Below are 25,985 nucleotides of genomic sequence, written 5' to 3' on the forward strand. Positions count from 1 at the left end.
CGCCCCGCCCTACCAGGACGGACGCACTGTTTCGAGTATCCGCCCGCGCGGTGTTCCGGGTCCAGGGCACTGCGGGTCGAATGCCGCCGATGGATACTGGGCCTCATGACCGAGCGCGTCGACACTCCCGGCATCGATCCCGCGGACTTCCGCGTCCACGTGGTGGCGCAGGCCATCCGGCTGTTCTCCGAGAACGGGTACGAGGCGACGACCGTCGAGCAGATCGCGTCGGCCGCCGGGGTGTCCCGGCGGACGTTCTTCCGCCAGTTCCGCTCCAAGGAGGACGTGATCTTCGCCGATCACGAATCACTGTTGCAGCAGGCAGAGGCCTATCTGTCCGAGGAAACCGACGATCCGTGGGCGGCGGTCTGCAGGACGGCGCGCCTGGTCTTCGACAGGTTCCGGGAGAACCGGGAACTGTCGCTGCGCCGGTACCAGGTGGTGCAGCGATCTCCCGCGCTCCGCGACCGGGAGATCGTCACCGGCGTCCGCTACGAACGATTGTTCGTCGACTATCTGCGCGGTGTCGTGCCCACCGAACCGGTCCTGAAGGTGATCGGATTCACGGCCGCTGTCACCGCGTGCCACAACTTCCTGCTCCGGAACATGATCAAGGGCGACCCGGACGCCACCGCGGAGGAACTGGAACGGGCCCTCCTCGACGTGCGCCGGACGTTCGGCGTCGCCCCGGGGGCATCCACGCAGGAAGAGGACGCCGTGCTGGTGGTCTCGTACCCGCCGGGGACTCCCGTGGAGGAGATCACCGGGCGCATTCGGAGCCAGTTGTCGCGGCGCCGGAGTTGAGCGGCCGAGGGTGACGACTCCCACCCTTGACTGGCACTCAGTGCCGTGGTTGACTGCACGGTAGTGGCAGTAGTTTGCCGACCAAGAACGTTGCGGCCCACCTGAACGGAAATGAACCTGGCACGGAGTGCCGCTCAGACTCGGTGCCGTCGAGACTCAACAAGGAGCGCCCCCATGGCCGGAAATCCGGACTTCGATCTGTTCAAGCTCGCTGAAGAGCACGACGAACTGCGGTCCGCGATCCGCGCGCTCTCCGAGAAGGAGATCGCACCCTACGCGAAGGAAGTCGACGAAGATTCGCGCTTCCCCGAAGAGGCCCTGCAGGCCCTCGTGACCTCCGGCTTCAACGCCATCCACGTCCCCGAGCAGTACGACGGTCAGGGCGCCGACTCCGTCGCCACCTGCATCGTCATCGAAGAGGTCGCCCGCGTCTGCGGCTCCTCCTCCCTGATCCCCGCCGTCAACAAGCTCGGCACCATGGGCCTGATCCTCAACGGCTCCGAGGAACTCAAGCAGCAGGTCCTGCCGCAGCTCGCATCCGGCGAGGCGATGGCGTCGTACGCGCTGTCCGAGCGTGAAGCCGGTTCGGACGCCGCGAGCATGCGCACCCGCGCCAAGGCCGACGGCGACGACTGGATCCTCAACGGGTCGAAGTGCTGGATCACCAACGGCGGCAAGTCCACCTGGTACACCGTCATGGCCGTCACCGACGCCGACAAGGGCGCCAACGGCATCTCCGCGTTCATGGTCCACAAGGACGACGAAGGATTCGTCGTCGGGCCGAAGGAGAAGAAGCTCGGCATCAAGGGTTCGCCCACCGCCGAGCTGTACTTCGAGAACTGCAGGATCCCCGGCGACCGCATCATCGGCGAGCCCGGCACCGGTTTCAAGACGGCGCTGCAGACGCTCGACCACACCCGCCCCACCATCGGTGCGCAGGCAGTCGGCCTCGCGCAGGGCGCCCTCGACGCCGCCCTCGACTACACCAAGGACCGCAAGCAGTTCGGCAAGTCGATCAGCGACTTCCAGGCCGTGCAGTTCATGCTCGCCGACATGGCGATGAAGGTCGAGGCCGCGCGTCTCATGGTCTACACCTCCGCGGCACGCGCCGAGCGCGGCGAGAAGAACCTCGGATTCATCTCCGCGGCAGCCAAGTGCTTCGCCTCCGACGTCGCCATGGAGGTCACCACCGACGCCGTCCAGCTGTTCGGTGGCGCCGGCTACACCACGGACTTCCCTGTCGAGCGGATGATGCGTGATGCGAAGATCACACAGATCTACGAAGGCACGAACCAGATCCAGCGCGTCGTGATGTCGCGCGCACTGTTGAAGTAGGCGGCTACGCCGCCCGTGCGCCTTTTTGGTAGCTGCCGCTACCAAAAAGGCGCACGGCTACGTGAGGAGAATTTGTGGAACTAGTAGGCGTGATCGGCGGCGGCACCATGGGTGCCGGCATCGCCGAGGTATGTATCAAGGCCGGCAGCTCGGTTCTCATCCTCGAGACGAAGCCGGAGTACGCCGAGGCCGCTCAGGCCCGGATCGAGAAGTCCCTCGCCCGCGGGGTCAAGGCAGGCAAGCTCGACCAGGAGGCCGCGGACGCCGCGCTCGCCCGCGTGCGAGTCACCCTCGACATCGACGACTTCGCCGACCGCGACCTCGTCATCGAGGCGGCGCCGGAGATCGAGTCCCTCAAGGTCGACATCTTCCAGAAGCTCGACAAGGTCGTGAAGCCGTCCGGCATCCTCGCGTCCAACACGTCGTCCATTCCGCTGATCAAGATGGCCAACGCCACGCAGCGTCCCGGGCAGGTCGTGGGTGTCCACTTCTTCAACCCGGTGCCGGTGATGCCGCTGGTGGAGATCGTGGTCAGCCTCGTCACGTCGGAGGAGACCGTCACCGCGGTCACCGACTACGCGAAGAACACGCTGCGCAAGAAGACGGTGCGGGCCGGCGACCGCGCGGGATTCATCGTGAACGCACTACTCATCCCGTACCTCACGTCGGCGGTCCGGATGCTCGAGTCGGGCTACGCCACTGCCGAGGACATCGACGAGGCCATGAAGGGCGGCTGCGGGTACCCGATGGGTCCGCTGACGCTGATCGACACCGTCGGTCTCGACATCACGCTCGCCGCGGCGGAGTCGCTGTACGCGGAGTTCGCCGAGCCGCACTACGCTCCCCCGACGCTGCTCAAGCGCAAGGTGGATGCCGGGCACCTCGGCAAGAAGAGCGGCAAGGGTTTCTACGACTACAGCTGATCGCGCCCGTCCGGGAGCCCGTCGCGTTGTCGCGGCGGGCTTTCGCCGTTCGCGACGGCGTATCCCATGTAGGAGATGGCCGTGCTCCGGATCTGCCCGAAGTCGAGGCGGCGGCTCAACTCCCCGTAGCTGAGCCGGGTTCCGCCCGCCCGCGCGAGGTCGAGGAGCCGAAGGGGATTCTTCGACCGCGGCCCGAGCCCGACGATCTCGCCGAGCCGCAGGTCGCGGCGTTCCATGCTCGCCGTCAGTTCCGCGGGACGGATACACATCGACCAGTCGTGGATGGGGGTGTCGAACATCCGGGTCATCCGCCATTCCTGCATGATCTTGATGGCGACGAGCTTGCTGACGAACGTGCGGTTGATGGTGTCGAACAGGTACAGGCCCCCGGGTTTCAGCACGCGGGAGGTTTCGGCGATCACCTGGTCGAGATCCGACACGTGCTCGAGGACGTCGCAGCAGTAGACGACGTCGAATGTGGAGTCCGGCACGGGGAGTCGCTCGCCCGACCCGATGCGGTACTCGATGTCCAGTTCCGCGCCGGTGGCGTGACGGCGCGCGGTGTCGATCGACACCGCTGACGGATCGATGCCCGTCACGCGGAAACCGATGCGGGTGAACTCCTCCGCGAGGAACCCGCCACCGGAACCGACGTCGAGGGCACGCAGGCCGCGATAGTCACGACCGATCGTCTCGCCGAGCACCTTGCGGAAGTAGGCGAATCGTCCCGGCGTCAGGCTTCCGTGCAGCAGATTGAGCGGGTTGTCCTCCTCCCACCACGACTCCCCCACCCGGTTGTAGACGTCGTTGTCGATGACCAAGCCGACCACCCCTTCTCTGCCGAGCGCACGGCGACGACTTCCACCCTTCTCCTGCGCGTCGGTCACTTCAAGGCCGACACCCGTACGCGATGCTCGGAGGATGACTTTCCGGATCTCGCACATGTGCCTGCTGCTGGGCGGGTTCGTCGCGGGAATTGCGTTGACGTCCACCGGGTCCGGTGGGTTCGTGTTCGTCGTGGGCCGTGATGTCCTGGACGTGTCGTACCTCGATCCCGCCGCCGGTGCCACCCTCGCCGCGGTGGTCGCGGTCCTGGTGACGGTGCTGGTTCGTGCCCGCCGGGGCCTGTCGGCGCTGTCGTTCGCCGGCCTCGCACTGCTGGGTGCCGCTCGTTCGACCGGGCCCTGGGACGTCGACATGTACCTCGGCGGCGTCGCTGCGGGACTTCTCCTCGGCGGTCTCGTCGGACTGTGCGCCACCGCCGACCGAGCGTGGTTGCAGACCGCACTTGCGACGGGTGTCCTCGCCGGGGTCCTCCTCGGCGGACCGATCGAGCATCTCCGGACGTCCCTTCCCCGGCGCTACGCGGACTACCTTCCCGGACCCACCGTCGATGCGGCGGCGCTGGCCGTCCTCGCGCTCACGGCCGTGGTTCTGGCCGTGGCGTTGCGGTCCGGCGACTTCGGCGAGCGGGCGGATCTCGCGGTGAGCAGGCGCGCCGTCGTCGCGGGGATCGTGGTGCCGCTGGTCGGACTGGTGCTGTGCTGGTGGTTCGTTCACCGGGCGTGGGACGTCGGCTCCGGCGGCGAAATGCGGGGCCGGTGGGTGTTCGGGATCGTCCTCGTCGCGGTGGTGATCGCCGCCGCGCTGTGGCTGGAGGACCGGACCGGGATCGTGCTGCTCGCCGCTATGGCGCTCGTCGCCACGGGCGGCATCGGCAGGTCCGTGTTCCCGGATTCGTGGCCGTGGCTGCTGGTGCCCGCGGCGCTGGCGCTCGCGGGCACCGTGCTCGGACGCCGTTTCCCGCGGCCGGTGCTGGGTATCGCGGCGCTCGCGATGGTGGCCGCGTCGGCAGTGTTCGAGCACCCGCCGTGGGACAACCTGCACCTCGGCGCGATGTGGCTGCTCCTTCCACTGGCGGCCACGTACACGTTCGCGTCGAGCCTGCCGTCGAGCGGACCGGTCACGTGGGCGTGGACATCGACGGGAGTGTCCGTGGCCGCCGTGGTCGCGTGCGGCCTCACCGCCGCTTACCTCGGAAGACGCCGCGACCGACCAATATGCAGGATGCATACGTTGTGCACCATGCATAGAGTGTGTATGGTGCACAAATTGCGTTCCGCAACGTCAAGGAGATTCGTGTGGACAGTCCGACGCCCGTCGTCCGCCCGGGCGGCCTCGTCGCCGTGCTGGCATTCACCGGCATCGTCGCCGCACTCATGCAGACCCTCGTGGTGCCGCTGATCGGTGACCTGCCCCGGCTCCTCGACACGACCGCCTCCAACGCGTCCTGGGTGATCACCGCGACGCTGCTCGCCGGCGCGGTGGCGACCCCGGTCACCGGACGTCTCGGCGACCTCTACGGCAAGCGCCGGATGATGCTGATCTGCACGGTGCCGCTCGTCCTGGGCTCGGTGGTCTGCGCACTCGCGACAACCCTGGCCCCGATGGTGATCGGCCGCGGGCTGCAGGGCGTCGGTGTGGGCCTGATTCCGCTGGGGATCAGTGCTCTGCGGGACCTGCTGCCGCCCGAGCGCCTGCACTCCTCCATCGCCCTGATGAGCTCGTCGATGGGGATCGGCGGCGCTCTCGGCCTGCCGCTCGCCGCGACGTTCGCCGAGAACGCCAGCTGGCGGGTGCTGTTCTGGGGCGCCGCCGGGCTCAGCGCGGTGATCGCCGTGCTGCTCTGGTACTTCGTGCCCGCCACCCCGGTCCACGGCACCCGGGGCCGCTTCGATCCCGTCGGGGCGGTCGGGCTCGGCGTCGGACTGGTGTGCCTGCTGCTGGCCGTGTCCAAGGGCGCCGACTGGGGCTGGACGAGCGGCACCACCCTCGGCCTGTTCGCGACCACCGTCATCGCGCTGACGGCATGGGGCTGGTGGGAACTGCGCACCCCCGAACCCCTCGTCGACCTGCGGGTCATCGCGGGACGTCAGGTGCTGCTGACCAACGCCGCGTCCGTCGTCGTCGGCTTCGCGATGTACGCGCAGTCGCTGATCGTTCCGCAGCTGCTCCAGCTGCCCGCGTCGACGGGATACGGCCTGGGACAGTCGATGCTGGCAATGGGTCTGTGGATGGCCCCGTCGGGCCTGATGATGATGGCGGTGTCCCCGTTCGGGGCCAAGCTGTCGTCCACCCGGGGACCCAAGGTCACGCTGCTCGTCGGCAGCCTCGTCATCGCCCTCGGCTACGGATCGTCGATGTTCCTGATGGGGTCGACGTGGGGTCTGGTGGTGGTGACCTGCATCTGCGGCGCCGGCGTGGGCCTCGCCTACGGCGCGATGCCCGCCCTCGTGATGAGCGCCGTGCCGCAGTCCGCGACGGCGTCCGCGAACAGCGTCAACTCGCTGATGCGTTCGGTGGGCACGTCGGTGTCCGCGGCCGTCGTCGGGGTGGTCCTGGCACAGATGAGCGTGCAGGTCGCGGGCCACACCCTGCCCACGGAGGGCGGATTCCGGACCGGTCTGCTGATCGGGTGCGGCGTCGCGCTCGTCGCCGCGGCCATCACCCTGGCGATCCCGACCCGCCGTGCCGGGACCTCGGCGCCGGACGCGATTCCCACCGAATCGCTCGCGTCGTCGAAGGTGTAGCCGTCGACCGCCCTACTTGTGGAGGGCGTACCCGACCACGGGGTTGCCGTTGACGTAGACGGTGCCCTCGTAGGTCCCGTCCGGCTTCGGGGTGATCCGGTCGGTGAGGAAATTCAGACCGGACGGGCTGTAGTCGGTGACGAGGGAGCCGCCCGGTTCCGGGGTGGTCATGCCGAAGACGTAGGGGAAGAACACCCCGAAGTTGTCCATGACCCACCCGTGCCCGAACGTCTTTCCCTTCCAGATCAGGTCGGCACCGGGAAGGTTGGTCGTTCCCACATAGGTGCCGGCAGGCATCACGGGCAGCGGGACCGGGACGGGCATGGGTGCCGGGATCGGATCCGCCGCGGACGTCCCCGCGCCGACGAGAGACAGGCCGGCCACCGCGACGGCCCCGACTGCGACCTTGCGCTTGATGTCCATGAGTACTCCGTCTGTCGAGGTTCGTGCCGGACAGTGTCGCACGCGCGCGGCCGTCACAGGGCGAGTGTGAAGAAGTTGCTATTCGGATCGTTGCCGTTGTCCCGCGGCGTCGCACGCACGACGTCGAGTATGCCGAAGCCGGCGCCGGAATTCGCAACGAGCGCCGCACCGAGCGGATCGCGGCGCACCATGGGGAGGTGACCGAGACCGTTCTGCGCCTGAGCACCCGCCGGGGGCGGTGGGTCGTCGTCGCCACCGTGCTCGGCTCGAGCCTCGCGCTGCTGGACGGCACGGTGGTGAACATCGCCCTGCCGCACATCGGCGAGGACCTCGGATCGGGTGTCGCCGGACTGCAGTGGATTCTCAGCGGCTACACCCTGGCCCTGGCGTCGCTGATCCTGCTGGGCGGGGCGCTCGGGGACCGCTGGGGCAGGCGCCGCGTCTTCGTCTGGGGGACGGTGTGGTTCGCGGCGGCGTCCCTGCTGTGCGGCATCGCACCCGACATCCCCCTGCTCGTGATCGCACGGATTCTGCAGGGCGTCGGGGCCGCGATGCTGACCCCCGGCAGTCTCGCGCTGATCTCGGCGTCGATCCACGAGGACGACCGGGGCGCCGCGATCGGACTGTGGTCCGGGCTCGGCGGGGTGGCGGGGGCCATCGGACCTCTGCTCGGCGGCTGGCTGGTGGAGGTGGCCGGCTGGCGGTCGGTGTTCCTGCTCAACCTTCCGCTGGCCGCACTCGTCGTGTGGGCGTCGATGCGGCACGTCCCGGAGAGCCGGGATCCGCACCCGCCCGATCACCTCGACGTACTCGGTTCGGCATGCGCGGTTATCGGTCTGGGCGCGCTCACCTACGGTCTGATCGAGATGAACCTGATCGCCGGGGTGGTGGGCGCCGTCGTGCTGATCGCGTTCGTCGTCGTGGAAGTGCGTTCCCCGAACGCGCTGGTGCCGCCGAGCCTGTTCTCGTCGCGGATGTTCGTGGCGGCGAACCTGGTGACACTCGCCGTGTATGCCGCGCTGGGCGGCGTCTTCTTCCTGCTGGTTCTGCAGTTGCAGTTGGTGGCCGGGTATTCGCCGCTCGAGGCCGGGCTGGCCACCATCCCGATCACGCTGGCGATGCTGGCGTTCTCGTCCCGCGCCGGCAGCTACGCCCAGACCCACGGCCCGCGACTGCCGATGACCGTCGGGCCCGCCCTCGCGGCGGTCGGGTTGCTGTTGATGACGCGGATCGGGCCGGACGCGAGCTATTGGACGGTGGTGCTTCCCGCCGTCGTCGTGTTCGGTCTCGGACTGTCCGCCATGGTCGCGCCGCTGACCGCGGCCGTGCTCGGATCGGTCCCGGTGGAACAGTCGGGTATCGCGTCCGGGGTGAACAACGCGGTCGCGCGCACCAGCCAGTTGCTGGCGGTGGCCGCGCTCCCCGGGATCGCCGGGATCGACGCCGAAAGCATGCTCGACCCGGACAGTTTCTCGGACGGCTTCCGCATCGCGATGTTCATCTGCATCGCACTGCTCCTCGTCGGGGCGGCCATCGCCGCAGTCCTGATCCGGGCGCCCGCCGCGCCGGCTCCCGCCCCGCGCGGTCCCGTCCCGCCCGGTCCCATACCGGAGTCGGTCGCGTGCAAGCCGCATTGCGACGTCACCGGTCCGGCGGTGCAACCGGCCCTCGCGCGGCCGAGGCCCACCGAGGGGTGACGCACCCGCCGGCACGCTTTCGTATCCTGGTCCGGTGGCGATTTCCGGTACCGACCCGTCGAGCGTCCGCGTCGACAGCTGGACGTGGGCGGTCCGGCTGTTCAAGACGCGTTCCGCGGCGGCGGCCGCGTGCCGGTCGGGGCATGTGCGGGTCAACGGCAGCACCGCGAAACCCGCGCAGCCGGTCAAAGCAGGCGACGAGGTCCGCATCCGCGCGGCGGGTGTCGAACGGATCGTCGAGGTGATCCGGCCGATCACCAAACGGGTGGGCGCCGTGGTGGCCGTCGAGTGCTACACCGACAACACACCACCACCCCCGCCGCGCGAGGTCCTCGCGTCGATCCCGCAGCGCGACCGCGGCGCGGGCAGGCCCACCAAACGCGAACGCCGCGACATGGACCGGTTGCGCGGGCTGTGACCGTTCAGGCCGGGGTGTGGCTGAGGATCCGCAGCGCGGCAGGCACCGCCTCGATGGTGACCGGCAGCGGGCCGACGCGGTCGCCGTCCGCGTACGCCGTGATGCTGTCGCACTGCAGTCGCACCGTCCGTGAACGGTAGGTCTGCACGTCGGGGAGTTCCACGTGGGTGCCCTTGTAGACGCGCGGGAACAGCCGGACCAGCCTCGACCGGCGGCCGTAGTCGACGACGGTGACGTCGAGCAGTCCGTCGGTCTTGTCCGCGTTGGGGCAGATCTGCATCCCACCGCCGTAGGAGCGGCCGTTGCCGACGGCGACCAGCGTCGCGTCGACCTCGACGGTCTGGTCGTCGAGTTCGATGCGGTAGTGCAGCGGCCGGAGTTGCGTCAGTTCGGCGAGCATCGCCAGGTTGTACCGCATCGGGCCCTTCGGCCAGGACATCCGGTTGGCGCGGTCGGTGACGAGTGAGTCGAAACCGCTCGCGACGATCGTGCCCGCCCACACGACCGCACCGTCGTCGAGGGTGATCCGGGCGAGGTCGGATTCCTGCACCTCGCCGTCCGCGATGACGTCGGCGGCCGCGACGGGATCGCCGACCGGGATGCCGAATTCGCGCGCATGGTCGTTGCCGGTGCCCGCGGGGATCAGCCCGACAGGTGTCCCGGACTGCGCCGCCGCCTGCAACCCGATGCTGATGGCGCCGTCTCCCCCGACGACGACGAGCGCGTCGGTGCCGTCGTCGATCGCCCGCCGGGCCAGCGTGCGCGCGTGATCGGCGTCCGTCCCGATGATTTCGGTGACGGCGACGCCCCGTTCCCGCAGGCGCGCGACGCCCTTGCGTCCGGCGACCGGCGCGTGACCGTGCCCGGCGAGCGGGTTGACGAGGACGGTGACCTTCTCGATCACCTGCTGCGTGCTCACGGAATCAGCTTGCCGGGGTTGAGGATTCCCGCAGGATCGACGGCGTCCTTGACGGCCCGCAGAATCGTGACGCCCAGATCGCCGATCTCGTCCCGCATCCACGGGCGGTGGTCGACGCCGACCGCGTGGTGGTGCGTGATGGTTCCGCCGGCGGCGACGATCGCGTCCCCGGCGGCGGTCTTGGCCTTCCGCCACTGCTCGATCGGGTCGTCCACCTGCGCGGACACGACGGTGAAGTACAGCGAAGCGCCCGTCGGGTACGTGTGCGAGATGTGGCAGAGGACGAGCGGCGGAGTGCCCTGCGCCGACAGCGATTCCGTGAGCGCGGTGGTTGCCGCCGTGCGGAGGGCGGCGAGATTGCCCCAGGTGGTCGCGGTTTCCAGTGTCTCGCACAGCGCTCCCGCGTCGAGCAGCGAGTCGCGCAGGTACGGTGCGTCGAAACGGCCGTGCTCCCAGCCGTTTCCGGGTTCCTCACCCAGCGACGTGCCGCCGTGCGCCTCCAACACCGCGCGGGCCTCCGCCGTCCGCTCCGCGGTGTGCTCGGCGGTGCCCTCGAACGTGGTGATCGCCAGGCAGCCGCCGGTGACGGTCTCCTCGCCGATCTTGTCGGTGGTCGCCAGGTTCACCGCCGTCTCCGCCTCGTCGGACAGTCGCAGCACGGTCGGGACCGCACCCTCCTGCCGCAGCGCGCGCAGTGCGGCCGCGCCCGTCTCGAAGTCGGGGAAACGCCACCCCTCCCGGACGGTGGTGGCCGGGACCGCGTGCACCCGCACCCGCACCCGGGTGATGACGCCGAGCGTGCCCTCCGACCCGACGAACAGTTCGCCGAGGTCCGGGCCCGCCGCGGAGGCCGGGGCACGCCCCGTGTCGAGGGTCCCGGTGGGGGTCACCACCCGCAGTCCCTGGACCATGTCCTCGAACCGGCCGTACCCCGCGGACGCCTGCCCCGACGACCGGGTTGCTGCGAAACCGCCGATGGTCGCGAACATGAAACTCTGCGGGAAGTGCCCGAGGGAGAAGCCGTGTGCGCCGAGCAGTTCCTCGGCGAGCGGGCCCGTCACGCCCGCTCCCAGCGTCGCGATGCCGGAGTCGGTGTCGAGGTCGATCAGCGAGTCGAACCGGCGCAGGTCCAGCGAGACGACGGCGTCGAATCGGTCGCGCACCGGGTCGAGTCCGCCGACGACGCTGGTGCCGCCGCCGAACGGGACCACGGCGACGCCGTTGGCGGCGCAGTACCGGAGCACGTCGGCGACCTCGGCGTCGGTGCCGGGGGTGACGACGGCGTCGGGCGCGTTCTGGGGTTCGGTGCTGCGGCGGCGCAGCAGGTCGAGCGTGCTCTTGCCGCCCGAACGCAGCAACCGGTCGGCGTGTGCGGTACTGGCGAACCGTTCTCCGACGATGCCCGCGAGCGCGGCGACGTGCCGTTCGGACAGTGCGCTCGGAGCGAGGACGACGTCGTCTGCCGCCCGGTCGGAGGGTTCCCGGATGGTGACGCCGAGCGCCTGCTGCAGCAGTCCCTTGATGCCGTCCGAGAGGACCTTGTGCTTCTCGGGCGCGCCCCAGGCGTCCCACTGCATCGGGGGTGCCGTCAGGACGGCGTGATCTTCCGAACGCTCATTGCTCATGCGTTATAGTGTTACACATTATGTAAGAGTGTAACTAGCCCTTCGGGCGATCGCCCCGCTCCCGCCACACCTGCCGGATCGGCCGCAGCACCAGTCCCATCTGCTTCCGCGTCTTCCCCCGCGTCACCAGAACCCCGGTGATCGCCACGATCCACACCGGATACTGCACGAGCCAGGCCACCCGGAAACTGTCGAACGAGTACCCGCCCATCGCGTCGAGGATGAGCCCCATCGCCTGGATGACCAGCAACGACGCCAGGAAGCCACCGATGTTGACCATTCCCTGCGCGGTTCCCATGCTGGTGCTGGGGTTGAACATGCGGGCGTAGTCGAAGCCGATCATCGAACCGGGGCCACCCACCGAGATCACCATCACCAGAAGGGCCAGCAACCAGATCGGCGCCGGACCCGGCAGCGCCAGCACGACGGTCCACATCGCCGCGTTGCTGATCATGATCGCCAGCACCAGATACGAGCGGCGCATCGGGAACCGGCCGCTGAGGATGCCGATGACCGGCCCGGCCACGATCGCCGAGATCACCGACAGGGTGAGCAGCGAACCGGCCTCGGCCGCCGACAACCCCTGCGCCGACCGCAGATACGGCACACCCCACAGCAGCGCGAACGTCGTCATCGAGAACTGCGTGCCCATGTGGGTGAAGAAGCCCAGCCGGGTGCCGTGCCGCCGCCACACGGCGCGGATCTGCGTCCCCACCTCCCGCAGTCCGGCGGGTGCGGCCACCACCTCGAGACCGGGCGGGGCGTTGCGGATGACGGACACGGCCAGCACGAAGGACAGCAACCCGAGCGACGCCGCAGTGCCGTACGCGAAACTCCAGCCCGGCCCGTTCAGCAGCAGCATCAACGGCAGCGCCGACAGGATCTGACCGATCTGACCGAAGATGCCCGTCAGCTGGGACACGAGTGGGACCCGCCGCGGCGCGAACCATTGCGGCACCAGGCGCAGCACGGAGATGAACGTCATCGCGTCGCCGATGCCGACGAACACGCGCGCGGCGACGGCCAGCGGCAGCGATTCGGTGAGCGCGAGCACCATCTGCGCCGACGCCATGATGAGCGCGCCGGCGGCGATCATGACCCGCGACCCGTACCGGTCGAGGAGCACACCGGCCGGGATCTGCATCCCCGCGTACACCACGATCTGGAGCACGACGAAACTCGACAGCACACTCGGACTGATCGAAAATCGTTCCGACGCCGCGAGCCCCGACACACCGAACGAGGTTCGATGCAGGACGGCGACGATATATGCGACAACCCCGACGCCCCACACCAACCACACTCTGCTCATCGCAGATCAAACTACCCGTCAGCAGGTATTACCCGCTGAGTGAAGTCACTCGCGGCCCAGCGACACCCACGTCGGGTCGGCCGTGCGCTCGCCGACGGTGAGGTCCGCGAGCAGGTCCAGGCGGGCGATCTGCCCCTCGGTCAGCGTGAGGGCGACCGCGCCTGCGTTCTCCGTCACACGGGCCGCGAACCGGGTGCCGGGAATCGACACGGACGGCAACCCGAACTCGCGGCCCTTCGCGTCCAGCCACGCCAGCGACACCTGCGCGGGCGTCGCGTCGAGTTCGGCGGCCACCTCGCGGACGACGTCGAGCACCTTCAGGTTCGACGGCAGCGCGTCGTCCCCGAAACGCGGGAACCGGCGACGCAGATCCTTGTCGCCCAGCACGGCCGGGTCGTACGTTCCGGTGAGGAAGCCCCGGCCCACGGGCGAGTACGGCACGAAGCCGATGCCCAGTTCCGCCGCCGCGGGAACCACGTACTTCTCGACGTCCCGACTCCAGATGCTCCACTCGCTCTGGATCGCGGCGATGGGATGCACCTGCGACGCGCGACGGAGTTCGTCGCCGGTCGCCTCCGACAGTCCGATGTGGCGGACTTTCCCGGCCTTCACCTGTTCCGCGATCGCGCCGACGGTGTCCTCGATGGGCACCTCGGGGTCGACGCGGTGCAGGTAGTAGAGGTCGACGGTGTCGACGCCGAGCCGGCTCAGCGATTCGTCGAGGGCCTGCCCCACGTACTCGGGCTTGCCGTTGATGCTGCGCCTGCCGTTCGCGATGTTGCCGACGAGACCGAACTTGGTGGCCAACTGCACCTCGTCGCGGCGTTCCTTCAGCACCGTGCCCACCGCGATCTCGCTCGCGCCGTCGCCGTACACGTTGGCCGTGTCGATGAACGTCACCCCGATGTCGATGGCGTGGTGGAGGGTCGCGAGCGCCTCCGCGGGATCGACGGGCCCGTACACGGGGGCGACGGACATGGCGCCGTAGCCCTGCGCACTGACGGTGAGGCCTTCGGACAACTGCACGGTGGGGATGTTGGTCATGCGCCCCATCCTTCCCGAGCACCCCGACAGGTGCATCGTTTGGAATCGCGCTGATCGTGACCCGGCTGCCTCTACCCTGAAGGCATGGCCTTCGACTGGTTCGAACTCGCCCGCATCGCCCACCGCGAGTTCGGTGCGCGGGTCGCCGCAATCACCGACTGGTCGGCGCCGACACCGGACCGCGAATGGGACGTCACCCAACTGGTGCGGCACGTCATCGAGGAGCAGCAGTGGGTTCCCCCGCTGCTCGCCGGGAAGACGGTGGGCGAGGCGACCCCGGATATCGAGCCCCTGCACGGAGACATGCGGACCGAATGGCAGCGGTACTCGGATGCGGCCATCCGCGCATGGTCGTCGACCGACCCGCAGACGCACGTGCACCTGTCCTACGGCACGGTGCCGCTCGAGCCGTACCTGCGGCAGCAGATCGCCGACGTCACCATCCACGCCTGGGACCTCGCCAAGGCCACCGGATCCGACGACACGCTCGACCAGCACCTCGTCGCCGGCGTCTGGTCGGACCTCGACAGCCAACGCGAGATGCTGTCCGAGAGCGGGCTGTTCGCCGACCCCGTCGACGTCCCCGGCGACGCGCCGCTGCAGGATCGCCTGATCGCCCTGACCGGTCGCGATCCCCGGCAACGCATTTAACCAACCGCGCCCGAGGGTCCCGCCTACGCTGGGATCCATGAATACCCCGGATCCGAAACCCCGCAGCCGCGACGTCACCGACGGACTGGAGAAGACCGCAGCACGCGGCATGCTCCGTGCGGTGGGAATGGGCGACGACGACTGGGGAAAATCCCAGATCGGCGTGGCGTCGTCGTGGAACGAGATCACCCCCTGCAACCTGTCGCTCGACCGGCTCGCGAAGGCCGTCAAGGACGGCGTCCACGCCGCTGGCGGGTACCCCCTCGAGTTCGGCACCATCTCCGTCTCCGACGGCATCTCGATGGGACACGAGGGCATGCACTTCTCCCTCGTGTCCCGTGAGGTGATCGCCGACAGTGTGGAAACGGTGATGCAGGCCGAACGCCTCGACGGGTCGGTGCTGCTCGCCGGTTGCGACAAGTCGCTGCCCGGCATGCTGATGGCCGCGGCCCGCCTCGACCTGTCGAGCGTGTTCCTCTACGCGGGGTCGATCCTGCCGGGCATCGCCAAACTGTCCGACGGCACCGAACTCGACGTCACCATCATCGACGCATTCGAGGCGGTCGGCGCGTGTTCGCGCGGACTGATGAGCCGCGAGGACGTCGACGCCATCGAACGCGCCATCTGCCCCGGCGAAGGTGCGTGCGGCGGCATGTACACGGCGAACACGATGGCCAGTGCCGCCGAGGCGCTCGGCATGTCGCTGCCCGGCAGCGCGTCCCCGCCCGCCACCGACCGTCGTCGCGACGGATTCGCGAGGCGCAGCGGCGAAGCCGTCGTCGAACTGCTCCGCCGCGGCATCACCGCCAGGGACATCCTCACCAAGGAGGCGTTCGAGAACGCCATCGCCGTGGTCATGGCGTTCGGCGGTTCCACCAACGCCGTCCTGCATCTGCTGGCCATCGCCAGCGAAGCCGAAGTGGAACTCACACTCGAGGACTTCTCCCGCGTCGGCGCCCGCGTCCCGCACCTCGCGGACGTCAAACCGTTCGGCAAGCACGTGATGAAGGACGTCGACCACATCGGCGGCGTCCCCGTCATCATGAAGGCCCTCCTCGACGCCGGCATGCTGCACGGCGACTGCCTGACCGTCACCGGCCGGACCATGGCCGAGAACCTGGCCGACATCGCGCCGCCCGACCCGGACGGCAAGGTGCTGCGCGCGATGAGTACGCCCATCCACCCGACCGGCGGCATCACGATCCTGAAGGGTTCCCTCGCCCCGGGCGGCGCGGTGGTGAAGTCCGCCGGGTTCGACTCCGACGTCTTCACCGGCACGGCACGCGTCTTCGAACGGGAGCGGGCCGCGATGGACGCCCTCGAGGACGGCACCATCACGGGCGGCGACGTCGTCGTCATCCGCTACGAGGGCCCCAAGGGCGGTCCCGGCATGCGCGAGATGCTCGCGATCACCGGCGCCATCAAGGGCGCAGGCCTGGGCAAGGACGTCCTGCTGCTCACCGACGGCCGATTCTCCGGCGGCACCACCGGCCTCTGCGTCGGGCACGTGGCACCGGAGGCCGTCGACGGCGGTCCCATCGCGTTCGTCCGCGACGGCGACCAGATCCGCCTGGACGTCGGAACGGGCACGCTGGAACTGCTCGTCGACGAGAAGGAACTCGCCGACCGCAAGAACGGGTGGGAACCGCTGCCCCCGCGCTACACCCGCGGAGTGCTGGCCAAGTACACGAAGCTCGTCGGTTCCGCCTCGGGCGGCGCCGTCTGCGGGTAGGCACTCCGCGCCCGTGCGCCTTTCTGGTTGTCCTGGCTACCAGAAAGGCGCACGAGCCCGGAGGGCCTAGATGGGCCGGAACCCCGCGCCGGGACCGGCGTTGGCGTTCATGTCGTTGACGATCGAATTGAGGTTGGTGCCGATCTCCGGGCCGATGCACGGCGCCGCGAGGTAGGCATTGACCATGGCGACAAGGGTGGTGCCGACGACCATCGGTGCGCCCGAGTCACCTTCGATCACACAGGCCTGGGTCCACGTCTCCCCCGTCTGCATGAGGTCGCCGTAGACGATGCCGCAGGTGTTTCCCGTGGTGCGGCCTTCCTTGCACGCCACCTGGGGGAAGCCCGCCGGTGCGCCGATCTGGGTGATGGTGACGCCGCCGACCCGGTTGACGGGGACGACCTTCGCCGGATCGAACTGGATCACCGCGTAGTCGAGGGCGGGGTTGGAGATGACGAACTTGCCGATGATGCCGCTGTCCTGACTGGCCTCGGGCACCACGTACGAGCCGACCTCACCGCAGTGGCCCGCCGTCAGGCCGACGAGCCGGCCCGCATTGTCGTGTCCGATGGTGGTGAGTGAACAGACGAGTTCGTCGTTCACCACGATCCCCGAACCGCCCCCCATGACGGCGGCCGGAGCTGCTGTCGCGGTCCCTGCCGCAACGAATCCCAGAATTCCCGCTGTCGCCGCAACAACCGCCGCGAATCGTTTCAACATTTTTCGAACCTTCCCGGAAATGAGCCCCGACGGCCGCGTGTCTCTCCATAAGAATCCCATCCCGCGCAAGACCTGCGTGGGGGAATGCCGATGTAGAGACCGCGGCCGTTGCCCACTCCGGTACTACTCGCCCGCGCCGAGGGCCTCCAGCGCTTTCCGGGCGTCCTCGAGTTGCCGGCTCAGCTCGTCCACCCGGGCCGCGGCGAGGTTGCGCGCCGCCACGATGATCGACTCGACGGCCTCGATCGCCGTCTCCTCGCCGAGTTCCCGGACCGCACGCTCGACGGCGTCCGGAGACACCGGGACGGCCTTGCCGGGACGCTTGGCTCCGTGCGCGACGGTGACGCTCCAGTCGTTGTCGGCGCCGGCGTGGATGGTGACGCTGACTCCGGCAGGCACCTTCTTGGCGGTGCGCTTGGCCGGTGCCGCGGCGGGTTTCGGGACCGCGGCGGCGGCCGGTTGCGGCACCGCGACGGCCTTCGTCGCGGGCGCCTTGGGGGCGGGCGGCGGACCTGGTTCGATCTCCTGGTGCACGACCGGCGCGGCGACGGCGGGCGCGGCGACGGGCACCGACTTGGGCGCCGGAATTCGTCTCATCAGAAGCTCCTCGGCTTCGAAGGGGAGCTCGTCGTCGACGCCCTTGGGGCGGATCAGGACCGTATTGCCTTGCACGGAGATGACTTTCGCCGAGGCTCCGGCCTCGAGCCCGAGGCTGGGCATCGCGTCGCGCAGATACACGGTGGCTCGCTTGCCTTCCGCGATCGCGGCAGCGAGGGTCTCGAGATTCTCCGCGGTCAGGTGATCCGGTGCGGCGGCGCCGGAACGTCTACGGGGCGGCATGCGCTGTCCTTTCTGGTCTGTCTCCTGGTTACGCTCGTGGGCACCGCAACTCTTGCACACCCCACCGACGGTTCCGCATCGAACGTAACGAGAGGAACGACGTGACCTCGGAAGCACCGGAGAACGAAGACGAGACGGCAACGCCGACGGAGATCTCACCGACCCTGCTCCGCGACGTCCAGGCCGATCTCGAGGAGTCGCTGCTCGGCGGGCCCCGCCGGTACACGCGGGCGGAGATCGCCGATATCGCGGGTGTCTCCCTCGAGCGGGCGGACCGTCTGTGGGTGTCGATGGGGTTCGCGGTCGACATCGACCCCGACAGCGTCATGTTCACCGAGGGGGACGCCGCCGCGTTGCGGACCATCGCGTCGCTCGTCGACCGGGGGATCATCTCGCCGGAACGCGAAGTGGCGGCGGCCCGCGCGCTGGGTCAGTCGTTGTCGCGGCTCGCCGAATGGCAGGTGTCGCTGATCAGCACGCACATCGTCGATCAACTCGCGGATTCGGCGGGCAGCGACGAGCAGGCGATCCGGGAGCAGGTGCGGGGGCTCACCGCCGAGATCCTGCCGGCGGTCGAGTCGCTGCAGGCGTACGTGTGGCGCAGGCACGTCGCCTCGACCACGGGCCGCAACGTGGGCAATCCCGGTGAGGAGGTCGCGAGCCGGACCCTGGTGGTCGGGTTCGCGGACATCGTCGGGTACACGTCGCTGACGCGTCAACTCGGTGCCCGAGACCTCGCGGACCTGCTGGAACGCTTCGAATCGGCCTCGACGACGGTGATCGGCGGGCATCAGGGGTGGGTGGTGAAAACGGTCGGCGACGAGGTGATGTTCGCCGTCGAATCGCCGGCCGATGCGGCGGAGATCGCCCTGCAACTCCAGGAGCGGGTCCTGCCGGACGAGTCGGACCCCGAACTTCGGGTCGGTCTCGCGATGGGTCCGGTTCTCGTCCGGTTCGGCGACCTCTACGGTTCCGTCGTCAACACCGCGGCGAGACTCACCGGTTCGGCGCGTCCCGGCACGGTGCTGATCGACGAGGAACTCGCCCACGAACTCGACGGCGCTCCCGATTACTACCTCAAACAGCTACGCCCACGACGCGTTCGAGGGATACGCAGGCTCGAGCAATTCGTGCTGCGCCGGAATCGGGACGCCTGACGAGCGTCAGCTTCCGAAGGGAAGGGTTCCGGGCGGGATGGAGTATCCGCTGCTGCCGGCGGCGACGCCGCCCCACGCACCGAGGAGCCAGTTGAGTGCATCAGTGATCATCGAAAAACCTTCCCACACCATTCATCAGACAGGCACGGCGTCAGGTGCCGCGCGCACTGCCACGGTAATGACGACAGCCTGAGCTGTCGACGTCATAATGCCTGAGCAGGGGGTATCTCGCGCAGCGCGGGCGGGCGGGCACCGGCTTCGACCTGGGCGGCGCGTGCCGCGAGGAAGTCGTCGACGATCTGCTCACACGCGGCGCGTCCCAGCGGGGTGAGGGTGGCGAGCCGGGTGAAGACGAGCGGTCCGAGAAGCTGGGCGAGGGCGAGGTCGTAGTCGAATTGTCCGAGGCGTTCCGCCGCCTCGGGTGTGCCGAAGACCTGGTCGAACGCTGCCCGGTACTGCGCGACGATCGTCTGCCGGAGCGTCCGCAGTTCCGGTTTGTCCGACTGGGCGGCGTCCGCGCTCGAGTAGTCGTCCAGCGCGGGGCCCATGCCCAGCCAGCACATCGCCGTCACGTTCATGGGGGCACTCTCGATGAGTTTCGCCTGACTGACCATCAGTTCGACCAGCCGGTCCCGGAGGTCACCTTCGGCGAGCACCGTGGGGGCGGGCGGAATCAGCCGCCCGAACGCCGCGGCCACCAGTTCGGTGCCGTTGTCGAAATGCCGGTAGAGCGTGGCGCGAGCCACCTTCGCCAGTGTGGTGACGGCGTCGATGGTGACGGCGTCCGTGCCGCCCTTCGCGAGAAGAGTTGTCGCGGCGTCGAGAAGTCGCGCACGCGAGCGCTGCCTGCGGGGATCCTGCTCGGTCATCTGCACCGCCCGTTCCTGCCACTGCCCGACCTCTTGTGAACTATTAGTCTACCAACGATACTGACAGTCTCATTTCCATCGGGAGGAGTGTCGTGCACGCTCGGAACGAGACACCACGGGCACAGCAGGGACGACCGGAGAACGCGGGCTGGAGCCTGCGGCAGATATGGATGCTCACGGTCTCGTGCTGCGCCGTCGCCCTCGTCGTCGCGGCGATGGCGGCCCTCAACACCGCGCTCCCCGACCTCGCCCGCGACACGGGCGCGACGCAGAGCCAGCTGACGTGGATCGTCGACGGTTACACCCTCACCCTGGCCGCCCTGCTGCTTCCGGCGGGCGCACTCGGCGACCGGTACGGCAGGCGCGGGCTGCTCATGATCGGACTGCTGATCTTCGGCGCCTCCACCGCGATCCCCCTCGTCAACGACGCACCCGAGTGGATCATCGGCTCGCGGGCGATGGCGGGCGTCGGCGCCGCCCTCGTCATGCCCGCCACGCTGTCGCTGCTCACCGCGGGTTTCCCGCCCGCACACCGGGGCCGGGCCGTGGGCATCTGGTCGGGTGTCGCCGGTTCCGGTGCCATCGCCGGCCTGCTGGTCTCCGGATTCCTGCTCGAGAAGTGGTCGTGGCACGCCATCTTCATCGGCCTCACCGTGGTGTCCGCGCTGATCTTCGTCACGGGCTTCACCATCTCGTCGTCCCGGGAGACGGAGCGCCCACCGCTGGACCTGCCCGGCACCGGACTGATCGCCGCCGCGGTCGGCCTGTTCGTCCTGGGAACCATCGAGGCGCCGCAACGCGGATGGCTGGACCCCGCCGTGCTCGGACTGCTCGTCGGCGGACTCGCCGCCGCGGCCGCGTTCGCCCTCGTGGAACTCCGCAGAAAGCACCCCCTGCTCGACGTCCGGCTGTTCGCCAATCGCGCATTCGGCTCGGGGTCGATGTCGCTCCTCCTGCAGTTCCTCGCCTCACTCGGGCTGTTCTTCCTGCTCGTCCAGTACTTGCAACTGGTGCTGGACTACTCGCCGCTGCAGTCGGCGCTCGCGCTCGCCCCCCTCGCCGTGCCGGTGGTGGCAATGTCCGCGGTCATGCCGATGCTCGTCCCACACGTCGGGCTGCGGCCGCTGCTCGCGTCCGGCTCCGCGCTGCTCGGCCTGGGCATTCTCCTGCTGGTGCGGCTCGACGCGCATTCGAGTTACGCGGAGGTGTGCGCCCCGCTCATCGTGGCCGCGTTCGGTATCGGACTGTGCACGGCGCCCGCGACATCGGCCATCGTGCAGAACACTCCCGACGAGAAGCAGGGTGTCGCATCCGCCGTCAACGACACGGCGCGCGAGATCGGCTCGGCCATCGGAGTCGCACTCGCGGGCAGCGTCCTGGCCGCGGGTTACGGCAGACATGTGCAGCCGGCCGTCGACGCCGTTCCCGAGGCCGCGAAGGAGCCGGTGTCGAGTTCGCTGGCGGCGGCACTGCAGGTTGCGGACGTCGCGGGCCCGCAGGGTGAGCAACTTGCGACGTTCGCCCGGGATTCGTTCCTGAAGGGTTTCGACGAGGCGTCCATCGTTCTGGCCTGCGTGCTGTTCGGCGCATCGCTGCTGCTCGCGGTGTGGGCGCCGGGACGGAAGGGGTCCGTGCCGAAGGCCGAATCGCCGCAGGAACTGGCCGAGATCGACTGAGCGGACGTTGCCCTTGTGACCGTCGTCATTGTATCGTTCAGTATCAGTAACTGAATGTCACAGTTAGTTGACCGCCCAAGTCACAGATCAACTAGTCACAGATCAAGGGGTAGTGATGACCGCATCGATCGTCGTCTCCGACCGCGAAGAGACCGCCCAGCGCTTGCTGGCGTCGTCGGCACGCAAGTCCTACGACCCGATGGTCGAGGTCGACTGGGAAGCACCGATCCCCGACGACAAGTTCGGTCTCACCCCCGAGTGGAGCACGCTCTACGGCACGGCCCTCTGGGACGAGATGACCGACGAGCAGAAGGTCGAACTCACCAAGCACGAGGCCGCCAGCGTCTCCAGCGTCGGACTGTGGTTCGAGATCCTCCTCATGCAAATGCTCCTGCGCGACGTGTACGGCCGCGACAAGCACTCACGCCACGTGCAGTTCGCCCTCACCGAGGTCGCGGACGAGTGCCGCCACTCGGTGATGTTCGCCCGCGCGGGCGAACGCCTGAACATGCCGAGCTACGGCCCCCACCCGGTGATCCACAAGCTCGGGCGCATCTGGGGTGGCTTCTTCCGGGGAGCCAACGCGTATGCCAGCGTGATGGCCGCCGAGGAGATCCTCGACATGATGCAGCGCGACTTCATGAAGGACGAGCGCGTGCAGCCCGTCACCCGCACGGTGAGCAAGATCCACGTCCTCGAAGAGGCCCGCCACATCCGCTTCGCCCGCGAAGAGGTCGGACGCCGCATCCAGGGCGCCAGCTGGGCCCGCCTTCAGATCGAGCGCCTCAACACCGCCGCGGTCGTGTACTTCGTGATGAAGAGCATGATCCGCAAGGACGTCTACGAGAACGCCGGCCTCGACCCGAAGCGGGCCGCCGCCGAGGCCAAGAGCAACCAGCACTACAAGGACACCGTCCGGACGTCCGGTTCCAAGTTGATGCAGTTCCTCGATGGCGTCGGCCTCGTCGGCGGCCCGTCGAAGCGCCTCTACAAGCGGGTCCATCTCCTCTGAATCATGTCGGGACGTGGTCCAGGTAGGACACACCGGTCGAGGTGATCTCGAGTACGCGCGCGGACGGAATGTCGAAGAACATTCCCGCGACGCGTACTCGACCCTCGGCCGCCGCCGCGCCGACGAGGGGATGGCGCCCGAGGGTTTGCACCTGGACCGCCACGTTGACCATGCCCAGCTGGTCGACCTCGTCGAATCCCAGTTCTGCCGCTGCACGCGCCACCGGGTGACCGCTGAGGAACGCCTTGCGACTCGGCTGCGCGAACGTCAGCCACTGCTCCACGGCGCCCTCGGATCCGTCGGTGCCTGCCGGCGCCTCTGCCAGGACGGCCTTCATCGCGCCGCAGCCGGAGTGGCCGCACACGATCACCGAGCTGACCCCGAGTTCGTCGAGCGCGAAGGCCAGGCCCGCTTCGACGGACACGTCCCGCTTCCCGGTCGGCACCAGGTTGCCCACGTTGCGCACCGTGAACAGGTCGCCGGGACCGCTGCTGGTGATCACGTTCGGCACGATGCGTGAATCGGAGCAGGTGAGGAACAGCGAGTCGGGGCGCTGACCGTCCCGGAGGTCGTCGAGGTGCGGCTGTAGTTGCGCCGCGTTGCGCCGGTGGTACTCCGACACTCCCGCGAGGACGGGTCGCAGCGCCGCCGGTGTGGCGTTCTCCCCCGTGTCGTGGTGCCGCGGCTGCCAGCTCTTCCACGGGGCGAACCCGCGGGGGCTCGCCAACCCGACGCCGCGCCGCGGCGGCGACGCACCCACGGCGTCCATGTCGACGGGACCGAGCGCGTCGATCACGACGGTTCCGCCGTTGTTCTCGTAGTGCCGCTTCCAGTCGTCGATCGCTTCGAACATGGCGTGGTCGAGGAAGTCGACCGCCAGTTCCACGGTGACGTGCGCGCCCTGGGGCACCTTCGCGAGCAGTCCGGTCAGTGCGGGCATGGACAGGAAGCTGCACGACCCCTCGACGGTCACGCGCCACCGCCCGGAGTCCTCGGAGCCGATGGGTTCGGCGCGCATCCTCGGGTGGATGACCCGCCACAGCAGCAGGACCACCGCGAGTGCGAGACCGATGATCACGCCCTCGAGCAGGTTCAGGAACACCACACCGGCGACGGTCACGCCGTACACCCACAGGTCGCCGGTGCGGCGGGCCGTGCGCAGGTGCGCCATCTTGACGAGCTGGATGCCGATCACGATGAGCAGTCCGGCGAGCGCGGCCATCGGGATCTGCTCGACCAGCGCGGTGAGCAGTGCGGCGAAGACGAGAATCCACACGCCGTGCAGCACTGCGGACGCCCGGGTCTTCGCGCCGGCGGCGACGTTGGTGGAGCTGCGCACGATGACACCCGTGACCGGCAGGCCACCGATGAGACCCGAGATCATGTTGGCCGAGCCCTGACCGACGAGTTCCCGATTGAACTCCGACCGGGTCCCGCCGTGCATCTTGTCGACGGCGACCGCGGACAGCAGGCTCTCGACGCTGGCGATCAGCGCGACCGTCAGCACGCCGGTGGCCACGGCGAGCCACGGGCCGTCCGGCATCGAGGGCAACGCCACGGCGTCGAACAGGGAGCCGTCCAACGTGATCCGATCGAGGTCGAACGGGAGGACGAGGGAGAGGACGGTGGCGGCGACGACGGCGACCAGCGGCCCCGGGAGCACCTTCAGCTTGCCGGGAATCTTCTTCCAGAACAGCAGGACGACGATGACGACCGCCCCCACGAGGACGTCGCCGTACCGGGCGGACGTCAGCTGTCCGGGCAGCTGGGTGATGTTCTCGACGGTCGAGCTGTGCGAGCTGCCGCCGAGGAGGACGTGAATCTGCTGGAGCGCGATCGTGATTCCGATGCCGGCCAGCATGGCGTGGACGACGACCGGCGCGATGGCCAGAGCGGCACGGGCAATTCTACTGAGCCCGAATATGATTTGAAGGAATCCGGCGGCGACGGTGATCGCGCACGTGGCCTTCCAGCCGAAGGTGGCGACCAATTCCGCTACCACCACGGTCAATCCGGCGGCCGGGCCGCTGACCTGGAGTGGTGAGCCACCGACGGAACCCGCGACCACCCCGCCGACGATCGCGGCGATGAGGCCCGCCATGATCGGGGCGTCGGACGCGATGGCGATGCCGAGCGACAGCGGCAGGGCGACAAGGAAGACGACGAGCGATGCGGGTAGGTCGTATCGCGCGTTATCTCGCCACCTTTCGCCGCGGGTCGGCCCGGGGGCGGGGGCACCGGATGGGGGTGCTTTCTCGTTCTCGAGGATCGACGACATGTCGACACCTTACGGGCGGAGACCGACGAAACGCCCGAAACGGACGCCATCCTGTGGCATGTGTCACTGTGGCAGCGCTTTTCGCCCAGTTGAATCGAAAACTATTGGACAACAGTCCATTACATGAAGATTAAAGTACGTAAAGTTCACAGCCGGCGGCCTCGCACTGTGAGACGTGCCGGTCACCGCCACGAAGACGGCGACCGGCACTGCCCGGAGGACCTCCCCGGCGGGGCATAGCGTGCGGCGCCCGGTCAGGTCGAGGCCGTCGATCGGGAGCAGCCCGACGGACGATGACCGAGCCGGGGCTGCAACCGGGGTCCGCGCCATACGACAATGAACGACGGAGCACTGCGAAAAGCAGCACGAGTCCGCTGCTCGACACGAGGAGAACACGGTGAGAGAACCACACGTCGTCACGATCAACGGAAGTTCGCCCCGCGCGGACAAGACCGCCTGGGTCGCGCCCACCGCGGCGGTGATCGGCGCGGCGACCCTCGGCGCGGAGACCAGCGTCTGGTACGGCGCGGTGCTGCGCGCCGATTGCGATTCCATCACCCTCGGCGAGGGCAGCAACATCCAGGACGGCGTGGCCGTTCACGTCGACCCGGGTTTCCCCGTGGTCGTCGGCCGGGACGTGAGCGTGGGGCACAATGCCGTCCTGCACGGCTGCACCGTGGAGGACGGCGCCCTCGTGGGCATGGGCGCCACCGTCCTCAACGGCGCGGTGATCGGCGAGCAGTCGCTGATCGCGGCCGGCGCGCTGGTGCTCGAAGGAACCCGGATTCCGCCACGCTCACTCGTCGCGGGTGTGCCCGCGAAGGTCCGACGGGAACTGACCGACGACGAGGTGGCCCACAATGCGGCCAATGCGGCCGTATACCGCCAACTGGCACAACAACATCGATCGGCAGACGTCACCTCGCTCGATATCGTCTGAGCGAGCGGGATCGGCGAACG

The 25,985-nt window shown here is 68.8% G+C and carries 24 protein-coding genes; 13 read left to right on the forward strand and 11 right to left on the reverse strand.

Translation table 11 applies throughout. The annotated features are described in order from the left end of the window. Window positions 1-105 precede the first annotated feature (105 nt). From CA951_RS10710 to CA951_RS10720, 3 genes are all read left to right on the forward strand, one after another. A complete protein-coding gene (locus CA951_RS10710) occupies window positions 106-804 on the forward strand; it encodes a TetR family transcriptional regulator (RefSeq protein ID WP_087556828.1) in 699 nt (232 codons plus the stop codon). Window positions 805-978: 174 nt separating this feature from the next. Next, window positions 979-2,139, forward strand: coding sequence for an acyl-CoA dehydrogenase (locus CA951_RS10715; RefSeq protein WP_087556829.1), 1,161 nt, complete (start codon window positions 979-981; stop codon window positions 2,137-2,139). Window positions 2,140-2,213: 74 nt separating this feature from the next. Further along, window positions 2,214-3,062 (forward strand): 3-hydroxybutyryl-CoA dehydrogenase, encoded by an 849-nt coding sequence (locus CA951_RS10720; protein ID WP_087556830.1) that lies wholly within the window; start codon window positions 2,214-2,216, stop codon window positions 3,060-3,062. Here CA951_RS10720 and ubiG read toward each other — a convergent pair. Continuing rightward, entirely contained in the window at window positions 3,053-3,892 is an 840-nt protein-coding gene (ubiG, locus tag CA951_RS10725; protein ID WP_087556831.1) for a bifunctional 2-polyprenyl-6-hydroxyphenol methylase/3-demethylubiquinol 3-O-methyltransferase UbiG, read from the reverse strand. The genes CA951_RS10720 and ubiG overlap by 10 nt on opposite strands. A 91-nt stretch (window positions 3,893-3,983) precedes the next feature. On the opposite strand from ubiG, the gene CA951_RS10730 reads away from it, so the two are divergent. Continuing rightward, window positions 3,984-5,306, forward strand: a complete 1,323-nt coding sequence (locus tag CA951_RS10730; RefSeq protein ID WP_256973469.1) for a hypothetical protein — start codon at window positions 3,984-3,986, stop codon at window positions 5,304-5,306. Then, window positions 5,204-6,652 carry an MFS transporter gene (locus CA951_RS10735; protein ID WP_087556832.1) on the forward strand — a complete coding sequence of 483 codons (1,449 nt, stop codon included), beginning with the start codon at window positions 5,204-5,206 and terminating at the stop codon, window positions 6,650-6,652. Before CA951_RS10730 ends, CA951_RS10735 begins: the two co-directional genes overlap by 103 nt. A 12-nt stretch (window positions 6,653-6,664) precedes the next feature. Here the strand turns inward: CA951_RS10735 and CA951_RS10740 are convergent, their stop codons facing one another. Both CA951_RS10740 and CA951_RS43390 read right to left on the reverse strand, forming a co-directional pair. After that, complete coding sequence (locus tag CA951_RS10740) at window positions 6,665-7,075, reverse strand: hypothetical protein (RefSeq protein WP_087556833.1); 411 nt, start codon at window positions 7,073-7,075, stop codon at window positions 6,665-6,667. 53 nt (window positions 7,076-7,128) lie between these two features. Next, the gene (locus CA951_RS43390) at window positions 7,129-7,266 is read right to left on the reverse strand and encodes a hypothetical protein (protein WP_179220168.1); all 138 of its coding nucleotides are present in this window, start codon (window positions 7,264-7,266) and stop codon (window positions 7,129-7,131) included. A 6-nt stretch (window positions 7,267-7,272) separates the two neighbouring features. Here CA951_RS43390 and CA951_RS10745 point away from each other — a divergent pair, with 6 nt between their 5' ends. Together CA951_RS10745 and CA951_RS10750 are read left to right on the forward strand one after the other, a co-directional pair. Next, entirely contained in the window at window positions 7,273-8,772 is a 1,500-nt protein-coding gene (locus CA951_RS10745; protein WP_087556834.1) for an MFS transporter, read from the forward strand. A gap of 34 nt (window positions 8,773-8,806) precedes the next feature. Next, window positions 8,807-9,190 (forward strand): RNA-binding S4 domain-containing protein, encoded by a 384-nt coding sequence (locus CA951_RS10750; protein WP_087556835.1) that lies wholly within the window; start codon window positions 8,807-8,809, stop codon window positions 9,188-9,190. A 4-nt stretch (window positions 9,191-9,194) separates the two neighbouring features. On the opposite strand, the gene CA951_RS10755 is transcribed toward CA951_RS10750, so the two are convergent. From CA951_RS10755 to CA951_RS10770, 4 genes are all read right to left on the reverse strand, one after another. Further along, window positions 9,195-10,109, reverse strand: coding sequence for a diacylglycerol kinase (locus CA951_RS10755; RefSeq protein ID WP_087556836.1), 915 nt, complete (start codon window positions 10,107-10,109; stop codon window positions 9,195-9,197). Next, window positions 10,106-11,686, reverse strand: a complete 1,581-nt coding sequence (locus tag CA951_RS10760; protein WP_087556837.1) for an FAD-binding oxidoreductase — start codon at window positions 11,684-11,686, stop codon at window positions 10,106-10,108. Before CA951_RS10760 ends, CA951_RS10755 begins: the two co-directional genes overlap by 4 nt. Before the next feature lie 82 nt (window positions 11,687-11,768). Further along, a complete protein-coding gene (locus CA951_RS10765) occupies window positions 11,769-13,046 on the reverse strand; it encodes a nitrate/nitrite transporter (RefSeq protein WP_087556838.1) in 1,278 nt (425 codons plus the stop codon). A gap of 45 nt (window positions 13,047-13,091) precedes the next feature. Beyond that, complete coding sequence (locus CA951_RS10770; RefSeq protein WP_087556839.1) at window positions 13,092-14,090, reverse strand: aldo/keto reductase; 999 nt, start codon at window positions 14,088-14,090, stop codon at window positions 13,092-13,094. 84 nt (window positions 14,091-14,174) lie between these two features. On the opposite strand from CA951_RS10770, the gene CA951_RS10775 reads away from it, so the two are divergent. After that, complete coding sequence (locus tag CA951_RS10775; protein WP_087556840.1) at window positions 14,175-14,741, forward strand: TIGR03086 family metal-binding protein; 567 nt, start codon at window positions 14,175-14,177, stop codon at window positions 14,739-14,741. 37 nt (window positions 14,742-14,778) lie between these two features. Further along, on the forward strand, window positions 14,779-16,473 hold the full coding sequence (ilvD, locus tag CA951_RS10780) for a dihydroxy-acid dehydratase (protein WP_087556841.1): 1,695 nt from the start codon (window positions 14,779-14,781) through the stop codon (window positions 16,471-16,473). 66 nt (window positions 16,474-16,539) lie between these two features. Here the strand turns inward: ilvD and CA951_RS10785 are convergent, their stop codons facing one another. Then, window positions 16,540-17,193, reverse strand: coding sequence for a S1 family peptidase (locus tag CA951_RS10785; RefSeq protein ID WP_087556842.1), 654 nt, complete (start codon window positions 17,191-17,193; stop codon window positions 16,540-16,542). A 123-nt stretch (window positions 17,194-17,316) separates the two neighbouring features. Next, window positions 17,317-18,033, reverse strand: a complete 717-nt coding sequence (locus CA951_RS10790) for a DUF6319 family protein (RefSeq protein ID WP_087556843.1) — start codon at window positions 18,031-18,033, stop codon at window positions 17,317-17,319. A 101-nt stretch (window positions 18,034-18,134) separates the two neighbouring features. On the opposite strand from CA951_RS10790, the gene CA951_RS10795 reads away from it, so the two are divergent. Further along, complete coding sequence (locus CA951_RS10795; RefSeq protein ID WP_087556844.1) at window positions 18,135-19,190, forward strand: adenylate/guanylate cyclase domain-containing protein; 1,056 nt, start codon at window positions 18,135-18,137, stop codon at window positions 19,188-19,190. Window positions 19,191-19,393: 203 nt separating this feature from the next. On the opposite strand, the gene CA951_RS10800 is transcribed toward CA951_RS10795, so the two are convergent. After that, window positions 19,394-20,065, reverse strand: a complete 672-nt coding sequence (locus tag CA951_RS10800; protein ID WP_087556845.1) for a TetR/AcrR family transcriptional regulator — start codon at window positions 20,063-20,065, stop codon at window positions 19,394-19,396. A gap of 164 nt (window positions 20,066-20,229) precedes the next feature. Here CA951_RS10800 and CA951_RS10805 point away from each other — a divergent pair, with 164 nt between their 5' ends. Both CA951_RS10805 and CA951_RS10810 read left to right on the forward strand, forming a co-directional pair. After that, window positions 20,230-21,735 (forward strand): MFS transporter, encoded by a 1,506-nt coding sequence (locus CA951_RS10805; protein ID WP_256973507.1) that lies wholly within the window; start codon window positions 20,230-20,232, stop codon window positions 21,733-21,735. A gap of 115 nt (window positions 21,736-21,850) precedes the next feature. Continuing rightward, window positions 21,851-22,747 carry a diiron oxygenase gene (locus tag CA951_RS10810; RefSeq protein ID WP_087556847.1) on the forward strand — a complete coding sequence of 299 codons (897 nt, stop codon included), beginning with the start codon at window positions 21,851-21,853 and terminating at the stop codon, window positions 22,745-22,747. Between the two features lies 1 nt (window position 22,748). On the opposite strand, the gene CA951_RS10815 is transcribed toward CA951_RS10810, so the two are convergent. Further along, the gene (locus CA951_RS10815) at window positions 22,749-25,025 is read right to left on the reverse strand and encodes a bifunctional SulP family inorganic anion transporter/carbonic anhydrase (RefSeq protein ID WP_087556848.1); all 2,277 of its coding nucleotides are present in this window, start codon (window positions 25,023-25,025) and stop codon (window positions 22,749-22,751) included. 397 nt (window positions 25,026-25,422) lie between these two features. On the opposite strand from CA951_RS10815, the gene CA951_RS10820 reads away from it, so the two are divergent. Further along, window positions 25,423-25,965, forward strand: a complete 543-nt coding sequence (locus CA951_RS10820) for a gamma carbonic anhydrase family protein (protein ID WP_087556849.1) — start codon at window positions 25,423-25,425, stop codon at window positions 25,963-25,965. Window positions 25,966-25,985: the final 20 nt, after the last annotated feature.

The sequence above is a fragment of the Rhodococcus sp. NCIMB 12038 genome (genome assembly GCF_002165735.1).
GTDB lineage: Bacteria > Actinomycetota > Actinomycetes > Mycobacteriales > Mycobacteriaceae > Rhodococcus_F.

Bases quoted from the DNA above. Each gene is read 5' to 3' on its own strand.
- CA951_RS10785 (WP_087556842.1), bottom strand. From the start codon at position 17,193: ATGTTGAAACGATTCGCGGCGGTTGTTGCGGCGACAGCGGGAATTCTG.
- CA951_RS43390 (WP_179220168.1), bottom strand. From the start codon at position 7,266: ATGGTGCGCCGCGATCCGCTCGGTGCGGCGCTCGTTGCGAATTCCGGC.
- CA951_RS10775 (WP_087556840.1), top strand. From the start codon at position 14,175: ATGGCCTTCGACTGGTTCGAACTCGCCCGCATCGCCCACCGCGAGTTC.
- CA951_RS10815 (WP_087556848.1), bottom strand. From the start codon at position 25,025: ATGTCGTCGATCCTCGAGAACGAGAAAGCACCCCCATCCGGTGCCCCC.
- CA951_RS10760 (WP_087556837.1), bottom strand. From the start codon at position 11,686: ATGCAGTGGGACGCCTGGGGCGCGCCCGAGAAGCACAAGGTCCTCTCG.
- CA951_RS10765 (WP_087556838.1), bottom strand. From the start codon at position 13,046: ATGAGCAGAGTGTGGTTGGTGTGGGGCGTCGGGGTTGTCGCATATATC.
- CA951_RS10805 (WP_256973507.1), top strand. From the start codon at position 20,230: ATGCTCACGGTCTCGTGCTGCGCCGTCGCCCTCGTCGTCGCGGCGATG.
- CA951_RS10790 (WP_087556843.1), bottom strand. From the start codon at position 18,033: ATGCCGCCCCGTAGACGTTCCGGCGCCGCCGCACCGGATCACCTGACC.
- CA951_RS10710 (WP_087556828.1), top strand. From the start codon at position 106: ATGACCGAGCGCGTCGACACTCCCGGCATCGATCCCGCGGACTTCCGC.
- CA951_RS10740 (WP_087556833.1), bottom strand. From the start codon at position 7,075: ATGGACATCAAGCGCAAGGTCGCAGTCGGGGCCGTCGCGGTGGCCGGC.
- ilvD (WP_087556841.1), top strand. From the start codon at position 14,779: ATGAATACCCCGGATCCGAAACCCCGCAGCCGCGACGTCACCGACGGA.
- CA951_RS10770 (WP_087556839.1), bottom strand. From the start codon at position 14,090: ATGACCAACATCCCCACCGTGCAGTTGTCCGAAGGCCTCACCGTCAGT.
- CA951_RS10715 (WP_087556829.1), top strand. From the start codon at position 979: ATGGCCGGAAATCCGGACTTCGATCTGTTCAAGCTCGCTGAAGAGCAC.
- CA951_RS10730 (WP_256973469.1), top strand. From the start codon at position 3,984: ATGACTTTCCGGATCTCGCACATGTGCCTGCTGCTGGGCGGGTTCGTC.
- CA951_RS10810 (WP_087556847.1), top strand. From the start codon at position 21,851: ATGACCGCATCGATCGTCGTCTCCGACCGCGAAGAGACCGCCCAGCGC.